Source organism: Maribacter sp. 1_MG-2023, from assembly GCF_030547005.1.
In the GTDB taxonomy this organism is placed as follows: Bacteria; Bacteroidota; Bacteroidia; order Flavobacteriales; family Flavobacteriaceae; genus Maribacter.
In genome coordinates this window covers 65869-83847 of the sequence record NZ_JAUOPN010000014.1, presented here as the reverse complement: position 1 = coordinate 83847, position 17979 = coordinate 65869, and the positions used below count along the sequence as shown (strand labels likewise).

The window sequence follows — 17979 nt, the reverse complement described above, 5'->3', positions numbered from 1 at the left end:
ATAGCGGTATCGAAGAAACTTATTCTGTGCTGTTTTTAGTGTAACCACGCCATTTTTCAATAGCATTGGTCATATCTTCTGGCACTTCTGAATCGAAACTCATATGTTCACCGGTTACTGGGTGTACAAAACCCAATGTCTTCGCATGTAACGCCTGCCTAGGTAATAATTTAAAAGTATTCTCTACAAATTGTTTGTATTTTGTAAAGGTTGTTCCTTTTAAAATTTTCTCACCACCATAACGTTCATCATTAAATAACGTATGGCCTATGTACTTCATATGCACACGAATTTGGTGTGTTCTACCTGTCTCTAATTTACATGACACAAGTGTAACATAACCTAACCTTTCTAATACCTTAAAGTGGGTAACGGCTGCTTTACCTTCTTCCCCTTCAGGAAAAACATGCATCTGTAGACGGTTTTTAGGGTTTCTACCTACATGACCCACTACAGTACCTTCATCTTCTTCTACATTACCCCAAACTAAAGCTACATACTCTCGTTCAGAAGTTTTATCAAAAAATTGTTTTGCCAAATGGGTCATGGCAGCTTCGGTCTTTGCTACTACTAATAAACCAGAGGTATCTTTATCTATACGATGCACCAAACCTGGTCTCTCGTTACTATTTGCCGGTAAATTATCTGTATGAAAAATTAAGGCATTTATTAACGTGCCCGAATAATTACCATGACCTGGGTGAACCACCATACCTGCAGGTTTGTTAACTACCATTAGTACATCATCTTCATAGACGATATCTAATGGAATATCTTCTGGTACCAACAAAAACTCATGTGGCGGATGCTCAAATAATACCTTAACCTCATCGCCTGCCTTGACTTTATAATTAGATTTTACAATCTCATCATTAACCCAAACATGACCGCCTTTTGCCGATTGTTGTATTTTATTTCTTGTAGCATTTTCAATGAAATTCATTAAAAATTTATCTACACGTAAAGGCTCTTGCCCTTTTGACGCTACTACCCTATGGTGCTCAAAAAGCTCTCCATCTTCATTCTCTGGCTGCACAATATTCTCCTCCATCTAATCTTCAGATTCCGATTTAATTACCGCTCTTTCTGTAATACTACCATTACCACAAATCAACTCTATCTTAGAAGTTTTAGGTAGTTTATCGCCAGGCTTAATATACTTGCCCTTAAATTTTATTTGGTATACCATATCCTTACCCAACTCATCTACATAGGTTACCCTTTGAACATCTAAGCCCACTGCCTTCAACATAGAAGATGCGTTACGCTTGGTTACTTGAATAATTTTGGGGACGGTTACTTTTTTATATCCTGACGGATTAACGGTAAAATATATTTTTCTATTCTCTTTTACTTTTGAACCTGCCGTAGGATTTTGCTCAATGATAGAAAACCTTGGGTAATCTGGATTGTAATTTGCCGAGTCCAACACTTCATATCTTAAACCTGCTTCTTCAATAGATTTTCTCATGTCCATAACAGATTTTTTTGAAAAATCTGGCACTTTTACAAACTCACCATGATTGGTGGTACTGTTCAGGTATCTTAATGTGACAAAAATCACAATTACTAATACCAACAACGCAAGACCAAGCTGAATTAAAAAAGTCTTACTTTTTAAAAAATTGAAAAAATTCCTCATACATATTATTTGACCCGACAAATATAGTAAATGCCCACATACCTTTTAACAGCTTCGGTTTATAGTTACATCTTACTTAAAAAATTTAATTCATTTTTTATGAATGCTGTTCGTTTTCTTTTTTATTTTATTTCAATACTTCATCTTTGCTTTCACATTCTTAATAGACCATAAAATGAAAAAAAATATAGCAATTATAATGGGCGGGTATTCTAGTGAATATAAAATATCGCTTAAAAGTGGAAATGTGGTCTATGATTACCTGAACAAAGAAAAATTCAATCTTTACAGAATACATGTTTTCAAGAACAAATGGGTCTATGTAGATGATGCAGGTAACGAAACGCCAATTGATCGTAATGATTTCTCAATCCCTTTGAACGGCAATTCTATAACATTTGATTGTGTTTTTAACGCCATTCATGGTTCGCCAGGTGAAGACGGACTCATGCAGGCGTATTTTGAATTATTAGGAATAAAACACACTTCTTGCGATTTTTATCAAGCAGCTCTTACTTTCAATAAAAGAGATTTGCTAAGTGTATTGAAACCTTACGGAATTAAGGCTGCACCTTCTTATTACCTAAACTTAGGTGATGAAATAAATGAAACCTATATTATAGATAAGGTAAAGCTACCCTGTTTTGTAAAAGCTAATAAGTCTGGTAGTAGTTTTGGTATTACTAAAGTTTATAAAGCTGAAGAGTTAAAAGGTGCTATAGAAACCGCCTATAAAGAAGATGATGAAATTATTATTGAAGGTTTTCTTGACGGTACAGAAGTATCTGTGGGTGTTCTTAAATTAAATGGCAAAACAACAGTTTTCCCGATTACAGAAATTGTTTCTGAAAATGACTTCTTCGATTACCAAGCAAAATATGAAGGTAAATCGCAAGAAATTACTCCTGCAAGAATAAATCCTGAACAATTAGAAAAAGTAACTATCGCATCAAAAAGAATATATGATGTTCTTAAAATGACAGGCTTTTCTAGAAGTGAATTTATATTTATCGGCAACGAACCTTTCTTATTAGAGGTGAACACTACACCTGGTCTTACTACAGAAAGTATACTACCACAACAAGCTAAAGAAGCTGGCATTGAGCTAGGTATGTTATTTGAGTATGCAATTAACGAGGCATTGGCTTAATTTAACTATATTTAAAACGTAAAACCCACCTATGAGACGCGCAATTTTTCCTGGTTCTTTTGATCCCTTAACATTAGGGCATCATGATATTATTATGCGTGGCATAACACTGTTCGACGAAATAATAATCGCCATTGGAAAAAATGCAGATAAAAAATACATGTTCAGTTTAGAACAGCGTATTTCATTTATAGAAGAGGCATTTAAAGACGTGCCTTCTATTTCAGTAAAGTCATATACAGGTCTAACAGTTGATTTTTGTAAGAAAGTAGATGCAAATTTTATTTTAAGGGGATTACGTAATCCTGGTGATTTTGAATTTGAGAAGGCAATTGCACATACTAATCGTAAGTTATCTGAGATAGAAACCGTGTTTTTGTTGACCTCATCGGGGAAATCATATATAAGCTCATCTATTGTAAGAGACGTAATACGCAACGGTGGTGACTATACGGGCTTAGTACCAGATTCTGTAAGAAAATAGATGTAGTTCATCGGCCTCACAACATCGTAGACCACTTCAACAACACTTTTAAGCAAAAACACAACAAAAGCTAAACGTAAGTTAGAATATTCCTATAAATTAGTAGGAAAATTCAACCAAATAATGTTTAAATCACAAAATAGCTCCTCTTTTTCTTTAAATTGGATAAATCAGATTCCGTCATCTATAGTTATCATTGATACCGATTTTAAACTGATTAGTGCCTCTCCAAGATGGCAAGCAAATTTTGAATTGGATTTGAATGATATTGAAGGAAAATACTTTCTTGATCTTTTTTCTGAATTATCTCAAGATTTAAAGTCTAGACTAAAATATAGCCTAGAGGGATTAAGAGATATTAAGTTTAAATATAATTCTAAAGATTGCCAATACTCTTCTAAAGATTCTATTTGGCACTTAAATCCTTGGAAAGATGGTTATGGCAATATTATAGGTGTTATAATTAAAGTAGATCCCATTTCAAAAACTCAAGAACTTGAAATGGAACTTAGCAAGACTAAACTTATTCTAAACCAAAAGAGTTCTGTTGCGAAAATAGGTAGTTGGGATTATGATGTTCAAAAAGAAGAATTACATTGGACCCCAATAGTAAATAAAATCTACGGTTTACCTTCAGAGTATCAACCTACGCTAGAAAATTCTATCAATTTCTATGTCAAAGAATCTCAAGAAATAATTAAAAAATTAGTTTCTGAAGCAATTGATTCAGGTAAACCATGGAATGAAAAATTACAGTTAAAAAAGTCTGATGGAGAAGTTATATGGGTTAATACTATTGGCAGACCCAAATTCAAGGAAAGTAAATGCACCAGAATAATAGGTACAATTCAAAATATTGATGAAAGCACATTACAGAAAATAAATGTTTTAAATCAATCGCCTACCGAGTATCCATTATTTGAAAAAGTCCCATTCGGACTAGCAATTATAGATTTTACTACTGGTAAATTTTTAGATGTAAATGAACAATTTACAAAACTTACCTCTTTTGAAAAAGAGCATTTTTTAGGTCATAATTTTAAAAATTTTGTAAACTCATATATCAAAAGCAAAAGCGCTGAACTTAAAAACCAGCTAAAAGAACATGGTTCTTTTAAACCTGTTAAGTTCACCTATACCAACCAAAAGAATCATAATATCAATATTAAGATGACAGGTACTTTAGTAGAAGGTAACTCAGGCGTCACAAGTGTGCTATGCACCTTTGAAAACATTACTTCACAGACAAAACTAAAGAGAAACCTAAAAAACACCATTGCATCATCAAGAGAGAAAAATGAGCAACTACTTAATTTTGCGCACATGGTTTCTCATAACTTAAAAACTCATGCCACGAACTTCTCATTGTTACTTAATTTCTTAAATGATGAAACCGGAAAGATTCAGCGTAACAAATACATGAATATGTTGTTCAGCGCTTCAGATAACTTATCTGAAGCCATAAAAGGGCTTCGAGAGATTATTGCTGTAAAGTCTAGCATTAATGAAGAGAAAAAACTGCTTTCTTTAAATGAAAGCCTATTTGTTGTTGAACAGAACGTCGTTGGCTTATTAAAAGAAACACATGGTAAAATTATTAATGAAATACCAGAGACCACTCAAGTAAAGGCATTACCCGCATATCTTAATAGTATTTTAACCAATTGTATTACCAACTCTATTAAATATAGAAGTCATGAGAAAAAACCCATCATCATTTTAAGTATTGAAGATAACAAAAACTACATTATTCTAAGTATTGAAGATAATGGCTTGGGTATCGATTTAGAAAAATACGGTGATCAGTTATTCGGACTTTACAAAACCTTTCATAGAAATAAAGATTCTAGAGGTATTGGTCTATACATTACTAAAAACCAAATGAATGCGATGAATGGCAAAATAACTGTTGAGAGCAAGCCAAATGAAGGGACTACTTTTAGGTTTCATTTCAACAAAAAATAAAAACTAATTGAATAAATAGTTTATTGATTATTTTACAACGTAAATGACAACATTCACAACAATTATATACTAAGAAACTACAATCCTACTACATTCGTAAGAAATTACATCGACATGATAAAAGTTCCCCTAATATCAAATACATCGTACCTAATTAGACAATTGCCAACACCAACGGCTTTCGTAGATACTAATTATAACATTGTTCAGACATCTGACAAGTGGACGAGTATTTTTAATAAAAATGAGGAGTGTAATAACTCTAGAAGCTTATTTGCGGTTTTTCCGAATTTAAGCGAAAAATGGAAAATGGTATTAGAAAACTGCTTTAAAGGTAATCCTCAGCCTATGGGTATTCATAAAACCATGGACGCTAAAAACAATGAACTTTGGTTCGAATGGATCAATGCGCCTTGGTATGATACCAATGAGAATATTGTAGGAGCAATTATACAATTAAATAATATTACCGACGCCGTTAACAATGAACTAGAGCTCAACAAAAAAGATCTATTATTACAACAACAAGCAGAAATCACCAAAATTGGAAGGTGGGAATATAATATCGAAGACAACCAACTATTTTGGTGTTCTACCACAAAATCTATTCACGAGGTATCACTAGATTTTAATCCAAATATAGAAACTGCTCTTTTTTATTATAAAGAAGGACATAGCAGAAACGCTATATCTATGGCTCTTTTTGAAGCTCAGAATAAAGGAAAGCCATGGAGCAATCTAAAACTAAAAATTATCACGGCAACAGGTAAGGAAAAGTGGGTAATGGCCGGGGGAAAACCTATTTTTAACAAAGGTGAAATGGTCGGTTTAATTGGTACTTTTCAAGACATACATGAACAGGTAGAAGCTGACATAAAAATTATTAATAACGAAAAACTATTAAGAACATTAATAGACAATTTACCGGTCAATGTTTATATAAAAGATACTGAATCTAGAAAAATTTTAATAAATAAAGCAGAATGTGAGTATTTAGAGGTTAACGACCCAAAAGAAATTTTAGGTAAAAGTGATTTTGAACTCTACCCTTATGAAGCTGCAGAAAAGTCTAGAGAAGAAGATTTAGAGGTAATGAATACTCTTAAACCTGTAATTGGAAAGGAAACAGTTAAAACCACTATAAATGGTAAACAAACTTCTTTTTTGAGTTCTAAAATACCATTGTTAAATAATAAGGGTATTGCATATGGTCTTGTGGGTATTAGCCTAGATATTTCTAAGCTAAAAGAAAAAGAAAAAGAGCTTCGTAATATTATAAACATTGCATCGGTACAGAATAAAAAGCTTTTAAACTTTGCACATATTGTTTCGCATAACCTTCGTTCTCATTCAGCTAATTTTTCAATGCTTTTAAACTTTTTAGAAACCGAAAAAGATGAAGAAGAAAAGAAAAGTATTGTTTCTATGCTTACTAAAGCTTCGAACAATTTGTTAGAGACCTTAGATAATTTAAATGAAGTAGTTTCAATAAATACTAATACGAATATAGAAATCAAAGAAATAAATTTAAATAATAAGATAGTAAACGCATGTGATAATCTATCTCCTTTTATTTCAGTTAACAGTGGTAGAATTGAAAATAATATTCCGTCTAATTTCAACATAAAATCGGTGCCAGCATACTTAGATAGTATATTAACAAACTTTATCACTAACGCGATAAAATACAAACACCCGGATAGAGAAGCTCTTGTAATTTTAAGTGCAGAGAAAAAGGGAGACTATTCTATTTTAACCATTTCTGATAACGGTTTGGGCATTGATTTAGATAAATATGGAAAAAAACTATTTGGTATGTACAACACATTTCACGAACACAAAGATGCTAGAGGTATCGGTTTATACCTTACTAAAAATCAAATTGATGCCATGAACGGTAAAGTCGAAGTAACTAGCGAAACTGGAAAAGGAACAGAATTTAAAATTTTCTTCAATGACAAAAATTAGTGATATTACAATTATTGACGATGATACTATAACTGTTTTCGGTTTACGTAAATTAATAACTTCAAGTGTTGAATGCAACACGATTGAATCTTATTCCAATGGTAAAATTGCATTAGACGCAATGACAGCTTTTTTTAATAATAACCAGCAAATACCACAAATTATCTTTTTAGACATCAATATGCCTATTATGGATGGATGGGAATTTCTAAAAGCCTTTCTCGAGCTACCAATTACCGAAAAAATTAGAATTAACATTGTAACATCATCAATCGACCCACGCGATTATAAACAATGGGAGTTTTTTAAAAATAAAAGCCACCATTTAATAACTTTCAATCAAAAACCAATCAACAGAAATAAAATAACAGAAATTACTCAACTGGCTTAAGCAACAAAGTAATTGCTATTTTTACAATCAATTATTGGCACTAATCACCTCTTTAATTGTTTGTACATGAAAAATTTATCACTCTTCTTGTTGGCTCTTCTATTTTTCTCATGCGAAAGTAAAGTTGAAGACACCAAAACCGATTTCCCCACTCCTTTCGAAACTTCGAACAAGACTGAAACTGCGACTTATGACCAGGTAATAGATTTTTACCTGAAATTATCTCAAGAATTCTCTACAATAAACATACAGACCATTGGCACAACTGATAGCGGTAAACCATTACATGTGGTTACCTATAGTGCAAAAGGTGATTTTGATTTTAAAAAATTGGGCGAGAACAATACCATGATGTTGATTAACAACGGTATTCACCCAGGTGAAAGTGACGGTATTGATGCTACCATGTTACTTTTTCGCGATTTGGCAAGCAATGAAATCGAAACTCCGAAAGAGACGATTATAGCTACCATACCTGTTTACAACGTTGGTGGTGCATTAAACAGAAATAGTACTTCTAGAGCTAACCAAAACGGACCACTGGAATACGGATTTAGAGGTAATGCCAAAAATTATGATCTCAATAGAGATTTCATTAAGACCGACACCAAAAACGCTGCTACTTTTGCCGAAATATTTCATCTTATCAATCCTGATGTATTTATAGACAACCATGTTAGCAATGGTGCCGATTACCAATATACATTAACCCATCTATTTACCCAACATAATAAATTAGGTGGAAAATTAGATGAATACATTCATGATTCATTGATGCCTCAATTACAAGATTCTTTAGTGAAATCGAATTGGGATATTACTCCGTATGTCAATGTATTTAATACTCCCCCAGAAAAGGGATTTCAACAATTTATAGACCACCCGAGATATTCTACCGGGTATACCACACTATTCAATACTGTAGGCATGATGGTCGAGACACATATGTTAAAACCATACGACAAGCGTGTAGCAGGTACTTATGAATTGATGCGAAAAATGATTTCCATAACTGAAAAAGATGGTGGTAAGATCAGAAATCTACGCGATGCTGCTTTATCATCTTATGACAAAAAGGAATATTACCCCACAGCTTGGACAATCGACACCACCAAAGTTTCTCATTATATTTTTAAAGGCTTTAAGGCAGATACTATAATCAGTGCCGTTACCGGTTTAAAAAGACTAAAGTACAACCGAGATATGCCGATCGAAACCGAAGTCGCTTATCAAGATTATTATAAACCATCAGATTCCGTTAAAATACCTGATGCATATATTTTAGGCAGACAATGGCAAAATGTGATTGAAAAATTAGATTTAAATAAAATTACATACTCCACACTTCAAAAAGATTCTACAATTGCCGTAGAATCTTATAAAATAAATGATTATAACACTTATACATCGCCCTATGAGGGTCATTACCCGCATTATAACACTACCGTAAACACAACAAATAGCAGTATAATGTTTCATGCAGGAGACATAATAATACCAACTAATCAACCAGGTTTCAGATATCTATTAGAAACATTAGAACCCGCTGCAGTTGACTCCTTTTTTAACTGGAATTTCTTTGACACCATACTACAGCAAAAAGAAGGATTCTCACCTTATGTGTTTGAAGATACTGCATTAAAAATGTTAGAAAATGATGCTGTTTTAAATGCCAAGTTTGAGGATAAAAAAATGCTTGATTCAGATTTCAATGAAAACTGGTACAAGCAATTAGACTGGCTTTTTAAACAAAGTGATCTTTATGAAAAGGCACATTTACAATATCCGGTGTATAGAATCAAAAAATAAAACCTATTCTTCGCCGAATAAGATTTTAATATTTATGTAAGAATTCTCAAGAGCCTTTTGAATTTTAGCTGGTCCTTTCCATTTCACTTTAAATATTCCTTCCTTTTTTTCAGGTTTTAATGTACCTTCAAAATCGGTACTCATAGCGTACCAATATACTTGTTTCAATTTATTAACTCCGTTACGTTTAAAAATGTGATAGGTGGTACGTATATAACTCTCAATAACAAGATTTCTTACGCCAGTTTCTTCTTCAACTTCGCGAATAGCACATTCTTCTATAGATTCACCCTTATCTAACTTACCTTTTGGTAAATCCCATTTATCGTTTCTATAGATAAAAAGTACTTTTCCTTTCTTATTTTTAACCACGCCACCACCAGCAATGACCAAAGGAATTTCTTTAGTAAACTTCTTTAAAATTTCATCGTGGTTAGGGTGATAAATGAACGCTTCTTTCAACTTCCCTTTCCTCAATGAACTTATTGCATCTTCAATAGATTCTTGATTTAACAAAAAATACTCCCCATTTGTAGTATCAGAGAGTTTATTTGTCAAAATCAAAGGCAATTCATTAACAAAAACTTTATACATTTGCGTCATGGTTTTAGACAAAAATACTGCAAAAAAAACAGCAGAGCTTCTCCTGCAAATTAATGCAATAAAATTGAAACCCGAAAATCCTTTTACATGGGCTTCGGGCTGGAAATCTCCAATATATTGCGACAATAGAATTTTACTCTCTTATCCTATCATCAGAAACTACGTTCGGGATGAAATGGCAAAGCAAGTGGAACAACTTTATGGCAAGCCAGATTGTATCGTTGGGGTTGCTACAGGAGCAATAGGAATAGGAGCTCTAGTTGCCGATAAACTTAATTTACCTTTCGTATACGTAAGACCTGAGCCTAAATCTCATGGTCGTCAAAATCAGATAGAAGGTCATTTAGAAGCACACCAAACAGTTGTGGTCATTGAAGATTTGATTAGTACTGGCAAAAGTAGTTTAAACGCTGTAGATGCCTTAAGAGCTATTGATGCGAACGTAAAAGGTATGTTGGCCGTTTTTACTTATGGTTTTGAAACAGCTGCAAATAACTTTAAAGAAAAAAATACCGAACTGCACACTTTAAGTAGCTACGAATATCTTATTGAACAAGCATCTGATACTGGTTATGTAAAAGAAGAGCAGTTAATTACATTAATGGAATGGAGGAAAGACCCTTCAAAATGGACAAATAAATAGTTATGTTAATAGAAACACCAAAGACACAAGTATCTAAAAGTACAGAAGATACTTTCAACTTTTTGAATGACCTGCCTAATTTTAGACAGTTAATGCCAGAGAATATTGACAAATTTGAAGTTTTGAACGAGAATAGATTTCTTTTTGCTTTAAAAGGAATGCCAGAAATTGTTTTGGAGAAAAAAGAACAGACACCTTTCAGTCAAATTGTTTTAGGTGCTGCCAGCGAAAAACTACCATTTACGTTAACTGCAGATATTATAGAAATAGAAAGCGACAAAAGTGAGGTCGTTTTAAGTTTTAAAGGTGAATTCAATGCTATGATGGCGATGATGATAAAAAAACCTATCACAAATTTCATAAATACATTATCAACAAATTTGGGTGCAGTTTAATACAACAGCTGTATTTCTTTTAACCCATATTCTTGAAAATCACCATTTTCATGTTTCACAATAAGTTTACCGCCAATAGAAACTTTTTCTATTGTGCCGGTAAATAGTGAACCGTCTTGATTTTTAAAACTACTCCTATCTCCTATTTTAAATAAGTAAGAATGATATTGGGTATACAATTCTTGCTCTAAAGAATCTATTGGTTTGTTTAAATACAAATGCAACTGTTCAATAATTGAATAAAAAACCGAATCCAGATCAAATACGGTACCCACAATATTTTTTAATGAAGACGCATTTGGAGCTTTTTCGAACACTTCTTGATTCACATTCAACCCAAAACCAACTATACTTCGTTTTATTTTAGATCCAGACAAAATATTTTCGATAAGAATACCTCCTATTTTATTATTACCTGACAGAATGTCGTTAGGCCATTTTATACTCAAATCAGGTATTCCTAAACGTTTTAAACCATCAATTATCGAGAGAGACACACAAACACTTACCAAAAAAACTTCATTAATAGGCACATCTATATTTTGTTTCAATATACTGAACGCTAGGTTTTTACCTGGCTCAGACTCCCATTTTGCATTCATTTGACCTCTGCCAGAAGTTTGATCTCTAGTTCTAATTATAGTAAAATCTTCCAAATCTTTTTCAAATGACAACTCCTTTAAATAGGTGTTTGTAGATTGCGTGGCATCAAGTTTGATTATTTGCATTTACTGTTCTTATTGTGAATCTATAATCTATTGTTAAAAACTAGTCATAAAAGAACAAAAAAATAATAACTTTGTAAAAACTAAAATTTTTGAATGCAGGAAAGTAAAACTAGCCAAGATGAGTTAATTGCATTAATAATTCAGGGAATTGACGAAGTAAAAGGTCATAACATTAACCTTATAGATTTAAGAGAAATTGAGAATACCGTTTGCGATTACTTCATAGTTTGTAACGGTACTTCAAATACGCATGTAAATGCAATTGTAGGTTCAATCCAAAAAACAGTAAGTAAAGCGATTCAAGATAAACCTTGGCACGTAGAAGGCGAAGAAAATGCCGAATGGGTATTAATGGACTATGTTAATGTAGTAGTTCATGTATTCCAAAAGCAAGTACGAGAATTCTATGATATAGAAGGTTTATGGGGAGATGCAAAATTCACAACCATAGAAAGTAGCGTAAACTAATAAAAAAATAAAATGGCAAAAGAAAACAAAACAAATCCGAAAAAACCAAAGTTTAGCTCTTGGTGGATTTATGGATTAGTAGCAGTATTACTAATTGGATTTCAATTATTCAATAGTGATGATTTAGCTAGTACCAATAAAACGACTACTTCAGAATTACAACAGTACTTAAGAAATGGTGATGTAAAGAAGATTCTAATTATTACAAACACCAATCAAGCAAAGGTCTTTTTAAAAGATGAAGCTATTGCTAAAGATGTACATAAAGATTTAAATGAAAAATCATTTCTTCCATCTTCAGGCAATTTGCCACAGTACACTTTAGACTATGGTGATCTTCAAATATTTCAAAATGAAATAACTGAAATCAAAAAAGATAATAATTTAGATACGATTATTGAATTTGGTAAAGAATCTACAGCCATTTTAGATTTCTTGCTATCCTTATTACCATTTGTATTAATCATTGGTATATGGATATATTTAATGCGTAGAATGTCTGGCGGCGGCGGCGGCGGCGCTGGAGGTCAAATATTTAATATTGGTAAATCTAAAGCTAAGTTATTTGACGAAAAAACAGACACTAGAACATCTTTTAAAGATGTTGCCGGTCTAGAAGGTGCAAAAGAAGAAGTTGAAGAGATTGTAGATTTCTTAAGAAACCCAGACAAATACACTTCATTAGGTGGTAAAATTCCTAAAGGTGCATTATTAGTAGGCCCTCCAGGAACAGGTAAAACTCTTTTAGCAAAAGCCGTTGCAGGTGAAGCTAAAGTGCCTTTCTTTTCTCTTTCAGGTTCAGATTTCGTTGAAATGTTCGTAGGTGTTGGTGCTTCTAGAGTACGTGATCTTTTTAAACAAGCAAAAGACAAATCGCCCGCTATCATCTTCATTGATGAGATTGATGCTATTGGTAGAGCTAGAGGTAAAAATAACTTTACCGGTTCTAACGATGAGCGTGAAAATACATTGAACCAATTATTAACTGAGATGGATGGTTTCGGTACAAACACAAATGTTATTGTACTTGCAGCAACTAACCGTGCTGATGTATTGGATAAGGCTTTAATGCGTGCTGGTAGATTTGATAGACAGATATATGTTGATTTACCAGACATACGTGAGCGTAAAGAAATTTTCGAAGTACACCTAAGACCTATTAAAACATCAGAAACTTTAGATACTGAATTTTTAGCAAGACAAACTCCTGGTTTCTCTGGTGCAGATATTGCTAATGTTTGTAATGAAGCGGCCTTAATCGCAGCTAGAAAAGAGAAAAAAGCTGTTTCTAAACAAGATTTCTTAGATGCTGTTGACAGAATAGTTGGTGGTCTAGAAAAGAAAAATAAAATAATTACTCCTGGCGAGAAGGAAACTATCGCTTATCACGAAGCTGGTCATGCAACCACAAGTTGGATGTTAGAGCATGCTGCGCCTTTAGTTAAAGTTACTATCGTACCAAGAGGTCAATCTTTAGGTGCTGCATGGTATTTACCAGAAGAGCGTTTAATTGTAAGACCAGAACAAATGTTGGACGAAATGTGTGCAACAATGGGCGGTAGAGCTGCTGAGAAAGTTATTTTCAATAAAATATCTACTGGTGCTTTAAGTGATTTAGAGAAAGTTACTAAACAAGCTCGTGCAATGGTAACTATCTATGGCCTTAATGATGAAATAGGAAACATAACTTATTATGATTCTGCCGGGCAAGATTCTTATGGCTTCTCAAAACCATATAGTGAAGATACCGCTCGAAAAATAGATGCTGAAATATCTAAAATAATAGAAGAGCAGTACCAAAGAGCGATTAAAGTTCTTACAGATAATAAGGACAAATTAACGACTTTGGCCGAACGATTATTAGAGAAAGAAGTTATATTTAAAGAAGATTTGGAAAAAATATTTGGTGTAAGAAATTTTGAAAAAGATATTCTAGCCTTAGAAAATAAAAAAAATCTTGAAAAGTTAAAAGATTCAGACTCTGACTCAGATTCAGATTCAAAAACGGAAGAGGAAGAAATTACAGAGATTAAATAAAATTGCAGTACTTTAGTTTAGCAATTATTTCAACAACGTAAATGGGGTTTTTAGATATTTTATTTGGTGGTGGTAAGAAGAAAGTTTCGAAAGAAACTGCTGAAACGCGTGGCGACCACATGCCAGATTTAAATATCCCTGTTGATGAAAAATTTACTATCCATTTTAAACAGAATGGCGGTAAATTTATTTATTGTGATTCTGATTTAGAAGTTTCCAGGGCAATAGAAAATATTGTTACCGAAAATAATTGGGAGAGTGAGCCTTTCTTTGTTCTCAATGAAAGGCTAGCCCAAAAATTCTCAAAAGAAGCTATTACTTTTACAGATAAATCTCGTGATAGCGAGGTCTTCTTTACCACTTGCGAGCATCTTATCGCTCAAAATGGAAGTATTCTTGTATGTTCTAATCAACTACAAGAGAAAAAAGTAAATGAACTACCAAGTAACGTTGTAGTTTTCGCAACAACCAGCCAATTGGTTGAATCTATAGGTGAAGGTCTAAAGACCATCAAGAAAAAATATGGTCAAAGAATACCGGCCAATATCACTACATTAAAACACTTTAAAGCTACCGCAGAGAATTCAGATGATTTTCTAACATATGGTAGTAGTACTAAAAATCTTTATCTTTTACTTCTGGAAGATTTATAGTATGAAAGAAATTTTAAGAAGGTCATTAACCGGGGCTGTCTATATTATATTATTATTATCAGCAGTCTTTTTAAGTTCTGATGCTTTCGATTTTTTATTCATGACTTTTGGTTTAGCATGTTTATACGAGTATAAAAAATTAGTCCATTTAAAAGGCTATCACATTTTTGCTGCGTATTTGGCGTTATGGTGGGCTTTTATTTATTTAGTAAAAGATCAACAAATAATCAATATTTTAATGGTTATTACTATAGTTGTTGATATATACCTTTTGATTAACCTTTTCACTAAAAAACCGATAAAATTCAATACCCCGATGAAGTTTATAGTCGGACTATTTTATATTGGCGGCGGATGTATCTTTCTAACAATGATACCTTACAAGAATGACGCCTTTGCCAAATTATTAATCATGGGTATCTTTATTCTAATATGGGTAAATGATTCATTTGCCTACTTAGTAGGTAAAAGCATAGGTAGAACCAAATTATTTCCTTCAGTTTCTCCTAAAAAAACCATTGAAGGTACCTTAGGAGGCTTTATATTTGCACTAATAGCCGCATATTTAATGGCTACCTTTGAAGCTTTAATTAGCCCAATTCAATGGATGATACTTGCAACTGTAATTGTTGTTGCCGGTAGCTTGGGCGATTTAATAGAATCGAAATTAAAAAGAGCAGCTGGTGTTAAAGACAGTGGCGCTATATTACCAGGGCATGGTGGCATGTTAGATCGCTTAGATAGTTTGGTCTTTGCAGCTCCATTTGCTTATTTAACCTTAAATATATTTAGTTATGTTTCATAAAGAGGGACAAAAAATTATATTGTTTTCTTTTTGTTTAGTAGGAATCAGTGTACTCTTAGCTCATTTCTTCATTGATATATCTTGGTTAAAACTGACCATTCAATTACTGGGTTTAATACTATTGATAATCATTCTTCAGTTTTTTAGAAACCCTAAAAGAGTGGCTGCAAAAGATTTCAATGAAATTCTGTCTCCTGTAGACGGCAAGGTTGTTGTTATTGAAGAAGTTTTTGAAAAAGAATTCTTTAAAGAAAAAAGAAGACAAGTTTCAATTTTTATGTCTCCTGTTAATGTTCACGTAACAAGATACCCGGCTAGTGGTAGCATTATTTTTTCTAAATATCACCCTGGTAAATTTCTAGTTGCATGGCACCCGAAATCTAGTGAAGAAAACGAAAGAACTACTGTAGTTATAAAGACACCAAAATTTGGCGAAATTTTATATCGACAAATAGCAGGTGCATTAGCTAGACGTATTGTTAATTACGCAGAAAAAGGGGAAAGTGTACAACAAGGTGATGACGCAGGATTTATAAAATTTGGATCTAGAGTTGATTTATTTCTACCTTTAGATTGTCAAATTAATGTAAAGCTAAACCAAAAGGTTAAAGGTGCAGAGACTTGTATAGCAACTTTTGTTGACCCAAACGAGAATGAAGAAATTACGTATTGAATTTGAGGAAACCGTTGCTTTGGTCAATAACTTTACCGAACCGATCCCAGCAGATATACTTTTAAAGTTGTATGCTTATTACAAAATAGCCAATGCAAATTTTAATAATCCTGGCAGCAAAACTCCCTTAATTAATGCGTTTAAAGCAAATGCATTGATTCAAGCCAAGAACATGAGCAAGAAAAAAGCGATGCAATCATATATTGATTTAGTCACCAAAGAACTAAAATGATAATTATCGATTATCTATACATTAGTTTACGTCGTGTATATATGGTTTAAAATAATTAGTAAACAATTGACCAACATTCGATGAAAAGATTAGAAAAGATAAAGACCAATATTCTTCGTATTTCTATCGGTGTTGTGTATCTAATTTTTGGGTTTATAAAATTTATTCCACACCTGAGTCCAGCAGAAGATTTAGCCACTGATACAATTAGTATTTTAACCTTAGGGATTTTACCCTCACAAATAGGCTTGATTACATTAGCTATAGGAGAAACTTTAATTGGTATCTTTCTTATAGCAAATTGGAAACCTAGATTATTTATTGGTATCGCTATAATTCATATACTATTTACATTTAGCCCACTATTCTTATTACCTGAAGAAATTTTTGGCAAAGGCGAATTAGTATTCACCCTAGCAGGGCAGTACATTTTTAAAAACATCATTATTTTAAGTGCTTTAATATCACTAAAAATTGATTTAGATATTAATCTAAGAAGAAAAGCCACTCTAGCATCGTCTTCAAATAAATTAGTTGCTATTAAAAATTAATGATATAAATCTTTTAAGTCGGCGTCGCAAAGAGAACAAAATAAATCATTTAATTTTTGGCAAACGTCATTAAAAAAACGTTCTCCTTTTTCTGCAGTAGCAAACTCCGGATTACCTATACCTGTATCGCTACTTACCTTAGACCACTGTCTTTCTGCCCAAGCCCAACCTTCATTAAACGCTTCTATTTTGAATGACTTAGCACTACCACTACCCCATTTCTCTTTTGGTTGAACTAAATCAGGTCTCAAATAAAGCATCAGGCTCGTTTCCATTTCATCGGCATGATCACCCGCTTCTTGAAAATATTTAGATTTATCTAACATCGGCGGAAAAAAGCAAAAGCTTATAAACATGTCTGGAAACATCAAGCCCAACTCTCTTACAAGAGGCTTGAAATTATTACCACCATGACCATTAAAAAGCAGCAATTTTTTAATGCCTTGTCTATTTAACACCGTCACCAAATCTTTTAGAATAGCCAATTGCGTTGACGGATTTAGATTCATATCTAAATAAATGTCACTTTGACCTGTATTTACACCATAAGGAATCATTGGCAATACTACCACCTTCTTACCTTTGTCCCAGGCGATTTTAGCAGCCGATTCAACCATACTTTGCGCCTGATAATTATCTGTACCGTATGGCAAATGATAATTATGTGCCTCTGTAGCACCCCAAGGCAAAACTGCCAATTCTATTTGTTCATCTTTTAAATGTTCCCAGTTCGTTTCGGCAAGTACATAAGGTCTGATCATAGTATTAAAGATACTATTTAA

20 protein-coding genes are annotated in these 17979 nt (G+C 32.9%); 15 read left to right on the top strand and 5 right to left on the bottom strand.

The window, feature by feature from the left end; all coding sequences use genetic code 11:
* Positions 1 to 19: 19 nt before the first annotated feature.
* Together Q4500_RS14930 and Q4500_RS14925 are read right to left on the bottom strand one after the other, a co-directional pair.
* The gene (locus tag Q4500_RS14930) at positions 20 to 1051 is read right to left on the bottom strand and encodes an RluA family pseudouridine synthase (RefSeq protein ID WP_303600415.1); all 1032 of its coding nucleotides are present in this window, start codon (positions 1049 to 1051) and stop codon (positions 20 to 22) included.
* The gene (locus Q4500_RS14925) at positions 1052 to 1642 is read right to left on the bottom strand and encodes a PASTA domain-containing protein (RefSeq protein ID WP_303600414.1); all 591 of its coding nucleotides are present in this window, start codon (positions 1640 to 1642) and stop codon (positions 1052 to 1054) included.
* 175 nt (positions 1643 to 1817) lie between these two features.
* Here Q4500_RS14925 and Q4500_RS14920 point away from each other — a divergent pair, with 175 nt between their 5' ends.
* The 6 genes from Q4500_RS14920 (at position 1818) to Q4500_RS14895 (ending at position 9409) form a co-directional block, all read left to right on the top strand.
* On the top strand, positions 1818 to 2792 hold the full coding sequence (locus Q4500_RS14920) for a D-alanine--D-alanine ligase (protein WP_303600413.1): 975 nt from the start codon (positions 1818 to 1820) through the stop codon (positions 2790 to 2792).
* 31 nt (positions 2793 to 2823) lie between these two features.
* Entirely contained in the window at positions 2824 to 3276 is a 453-nt protein-coding gene (gene coaD, locus Q4500_RS14915) for a pantetheine-phosphate adenylyltransferase (RefSeq protein WP_133674577.1), read from the top strand.
* A gap of 123 nt (positions 3277 to 3399) precedes the next feature.
* Positions 3400 to 5241, top strand: coding sequence for a PAS domain-containing protein (locus tag Q4500_RS14910; protein ID WP_303600412.1), 1842 nt, complete (start codon positions 3400 to 3402; stop codon positions 5239 to 5241).
* Between the two features lie 114 nt (positions 5242 to 5355).
* Positions 5356 to 7209 (top strand): PAS domain S-box protein, encoded by a 1854-nt coding sequence (locus Q4500_RS14905; RefSeq protein WP_303600411.1) that lies wholly within the window; start codon positions 5356 to 5358, stop codon positions 7207 to 7209.
* A complete protein-coding gene (locus tag Q4500_RS14900; RefSeq protein WP_303600410.1) occupies positions 7196 to 7600 on the top strand; it encodes a two-component system response regulator in 405 nt (134 codons plus the stop codon). Before Q4500_RS14905 ends, Q4500_RS14900 begins: the two co-directional genes overlap by 14 nt.
* 66 nt (positions 7601 to 7666) lie before the next feature.
* Entirely contained in the window at positions 7667 to 9409 is a 1743-nt protein-coding gene (locus Q4500_RS14895) for a M14 family metallopeptidase (protein WP_303600409.1), read from the top strand.
* 3 nt (positions 9410 to 9412) lie between these two features.
* Here the strand turns inward: Q4500_RS14895 and Q4500_RS14890 are convergent, their stop codons facing one another.
* Positions 9413 to 10003 (bottom strand): NUDIX hydrolase, encoded by a 591-nt coding sequence (locus tag Q4500_RS14890; RefSeq protein WP_303600408.1) that lies wholly within the window; start codon positions 10001 to 10003, stop codon positions 9413 to 9415.
* A 7-nt stretch (positions 10004 to 10010) separates the two neighbouring features.
* Here Q4500_RS14890 and pyrE point away from each other — a divergent pair, with 7 nt between their 5' ends.
* Positions 10011 to 10655, top strand: a complete 645-nt coding sequence (pyrE, locus tag Q4500_RS14885; protein ID WP_303600407.1) for an orotate phosphoribosyltransferase — start codon at positions 10011 to 10013, stop codon at positions 10653 to 10655.
* A 2-nt stretch (positions 10656 to 10657) separates the two neighbouring features.
* Complete coding sequence (locus tag Q4500_RS14880) at positions 10658 to 11050, top strand: SRPBCC family protein (RefSeq protein ID WP_303600406.1); 393 nt, start codon at positions 10658 to 10660, stop codon at positions 11048 to 11050.
* Here the strand turns inward: Q4500_RS14880 and Q4500_RS14875 are convergent.
* Entirely contained in the window at positions 11047 to 11778 is a 732-nt protein-coding gene (locus tag Q4500_RS14875; RefSeq protein WP_303600405.1) for a biotin--[acetyl-CoA-carboxylase] ligase, read from the bottom strand. The genes Q4500_RS14880 and Q4500_RS14875 overlap by 4 nt on opposite strands.
* Positions 11779 to 11871: 93 nt before the next feature.
* Here Q4500_RS14875 and rsfS point away from each other — a divergent pair, with 93 nt between their 5' ends.
* The 7 genes from rsfS to Q4500_RS14840 all read left to right on the top strand — a co-directional run bounded on the left by rsfS (position 11872) and on the right by Q4500_RS14840 (position 17197).
* Positions 11872 to 12246 carry a ribosome silencing factor gene (gene rsfS, locus Q4500_RS14870; RefSeq protein ID WP_303600404.1) on the top strand — a complete coding sequence of 125 codons (375 nt, stop codon included), beginning with the start codon at positions 11872 to 11874 and terminating at the stop codon, positions 12244 to 12246.
* A 12-nt stretch (positions 12247 to 12258) separates the two neighbouring features.
* Positions 12259 to 14283, top strand: a complete 2025-nt coding sequence (gene ftsH / locus Q4500_RS14865; RefSeq protein ID WP_303600403.1) for an ATP-dependent zinc metalloprotease FtsH — start codon at positions 12259 to 12261, stop codon at positions 14281 to 14283.
* A 41-nt stretch (positions 14284 to 14324) separates the two neighbouring features.
* Entirely contained in the window at positions 14325 to 14936 is a 612-nt protein-coding gene (locus Q4500_RS14860; RefSeq protein WP_303600402.1) for an LUD domain-containing protein, read from the top strand.
* A 1-nt stretch (position 14937) separates the two neighbouring features.
* Positions 14938 to 15741, top strand: a complete 804-nt coding sequence (locus Q4500_RS14855) for a phosphatidate cytidylyltransferase (RefSeq protein ID WP_073247271.1) — start codon at positions 14938 to 14940, stop codon at positions 15739 to 15741.
* On the top strand, positions 15731 to 16414 hold the full coding sequence (locus tag Q4500_RS14850) for a phosphatidylserine decarboxylase family protein (RefSeq protein ID WP_299325769.1): 684 nt from the start codon (positions 15731 to 15733) through the stop codon (positions 16412 to 16414). The genes Q4500_RS14855 and Q4500_RS14850 overlap by 11 nt, the downstream gene beginning before the upstream one ends.
* Positions 16395 to 16646: an acyl-CoA-binding protein gene (locus Q4500_RS14845; protein WP_299801115.1), complete on the top strand. Its 252-nt coding sequence runs from the start codon at positions 16395 to 16397 to the stop codon at positions 16644 to 16646. The genes Q4500_RS14850 and Q4500_RS14845 overlap by 20 nt, the downstream gene beginning before the upstream one ends.
* An 80-nt stretch (positions 16647 to 16726) precedes the next feature.
* The gene (locus Q4500_RS14840) at positions 16727 to 17197 is read left to right on the top strand and encodes a doxx family protein (RefSeq protein WP_303600401.1); all 471 of its coding nucleotides are present in this window, start codon (positions 16727 to 16729) and stop codon (positions 17195 to 17197) included.
* On the opposite strand, the gene Q4500_RS14835 is transcribed toward Q4500_RS14840, so the two are convergent.
* A complete protein-coding gene (locus Q4500_RS14835; RefSeq protein WP_303600400.1) occupies positions 17194 to 17958 on the bottom strand; it encodes a creatininase family protein in 765 nt (254 codons plus the stop codon). The genes Q4500_RS14840 and Q4500_RS14835 overlap by 4 nt on opposite strands.
* Between the last annotated feature and the right edge of the window lie 21 nt (positions 17959 to 17979).

What these genes read in the sequence shown, in the direction of transcription:
- Q4500_RS14930 (WP_303600415.1), bottom strand. Translation starts at nt 1,051, where the DNA reads ATGGAGGAGAATATTGTGCAGCCAGAGAATGAAGATGGAGAGCTTTTT.
- Q4500_RS14925 (WP_303600414.1), bottom strand. Translation starts at nt 1,642, where the DNA reads ATGAGGAATTTTTTCAATTTTTTAAAAAGTAAGACTTTTTTAATTCAG.
- Q4500_RS14920 (WP_303600413.1), top strand. Translation starts at nt 1,818, where the DNA reads ATGAAAAAAAATATAGCAATTATAATGGGCGGGTATTCTAGTGAATAT.
- coaD (WP_133674577.1), top strand. Translation starts at nt 2,824, where the DNA reads ATGAGACGCGCAATTTTTCCTGGTTCTTTTGATCCCTTAACATTAGGG.
- Q4500_RS14910 (WP_303600412.1), top strand. Translation starts at nt 3,400, where the DNA reads ATGTTTAAATCACAAAATAGCTCCTCTTTTTCTTTAAATTGGATAAAT.
- Q4500_RS14905 (WP_303600411.1), top strand. Translation starts at nt 5,356, where the DNA reads ATGATAAAAGTTCCCCTAATATCAAATACATCGTACCTAATTAGACAA.
- Q4500_RS14900 (WP_303600410.1), top strand. Translation starts at nt 7,196, where the DNA reads ATGACAAAAATTAGTGATATTACAATTATTGACGATGATACTATAACT.
- Q4500_RS14895 (WP_303600409.1), top strand. Translation starts at nt 7,667, where the DNA reads ATGAAAAATTTATCACTCTTCTTGTTGGCTCTTCTATTTTTCTCATGC.
- Q4500_RS14890 (WP_303600408.1), bottom strand. Translation starts at nt 10,003, where the DNA reads ATGTATAAAGTTTTTGTTAATGAATTGCCTTTGATTTTGACAAATAAA.
- pyrE (WP_303600407.1), top strand. Translation starts at nt 10,011, where the DNA reads ATGGTTTTAGACAAAAATACTGCAAAAAAAACAGCAGAGCTTCTCCTG.
- Q4500_RS14880 (WP_303600406.1), top strand. Translation starts at nt 10,658, where the DNA reads ATGTTAATAGAAACACCAAAGACACAAGTATCTAAAAGTACAGAAGAT.
- Q4500_RS14875 (WP_303600405.1), bottom strand. Translation starts at nt 11,778, where the DNA reads ATGCAAATAATCAAACTTGATGCCACGCAATCTACAAACACCTATTTA.
- rsfS (WP_303600404.1), top strand. Translation starts at nt 11,872, where the DNA reads ATGCAGGAAAGTAAAACTAGCCAAGATGAGTTAATTGCATTAATAATT.
- ftsH (WP_303600403.1), top strand. Translation starts at nt 12,259, where the DNA reads ATGGCAAAAGAAAACAAAACAAATCCGAAAAAACCAAAGTTTAGCTCT.
- Q4500_RS14860 (WP_303600402.1), top strand. Translation starts at nt 14,325, where the DNA reads ATGGGGTTTTTAGATATTTTATTTGGTGGTGGTAAGAAGAAAGTTTCG.
- Q4500_RS14855 (WP_073247271.1), top strand. Translation starts at nt 14,938, where the DNA reads ATGAAAGAAATTTTAAGAAGGTCATTAACCGGGGCTGTCTATATTATA.
- Q4500_RS14850 (WP_299325769.1), top strand. Translation starts at nt 15,731, where the DNA reads ATGTTTCATAAAGAGGGACAAAAAATTATATTGTTTTCTTTTTGTTTA.
- Q4500_RS14845 (WP_299801115.1), top strand. Translation starts at nt 16,395, where the DNA reads ATGAAGAAATTACGTATTGAATTTGAGGAAACCGTTGCTTTGGTCAAT.
- Q4500_RS14840 (WP_303600401.1), top strand. Translation starts at nt 16,727, where the DNA reads ATGAAAAGATTAGAAAAGATAAAGACCAATATTCTTCGTATTTCTATC.
- Q4500_RS14835 (WP_303600400.1), bottom strand. Translation starts at nt 17,958, where the DNA reads ATGATCAGACCTTATGTACTTGCCGAAACGAACTGGGAACATTTAAAA.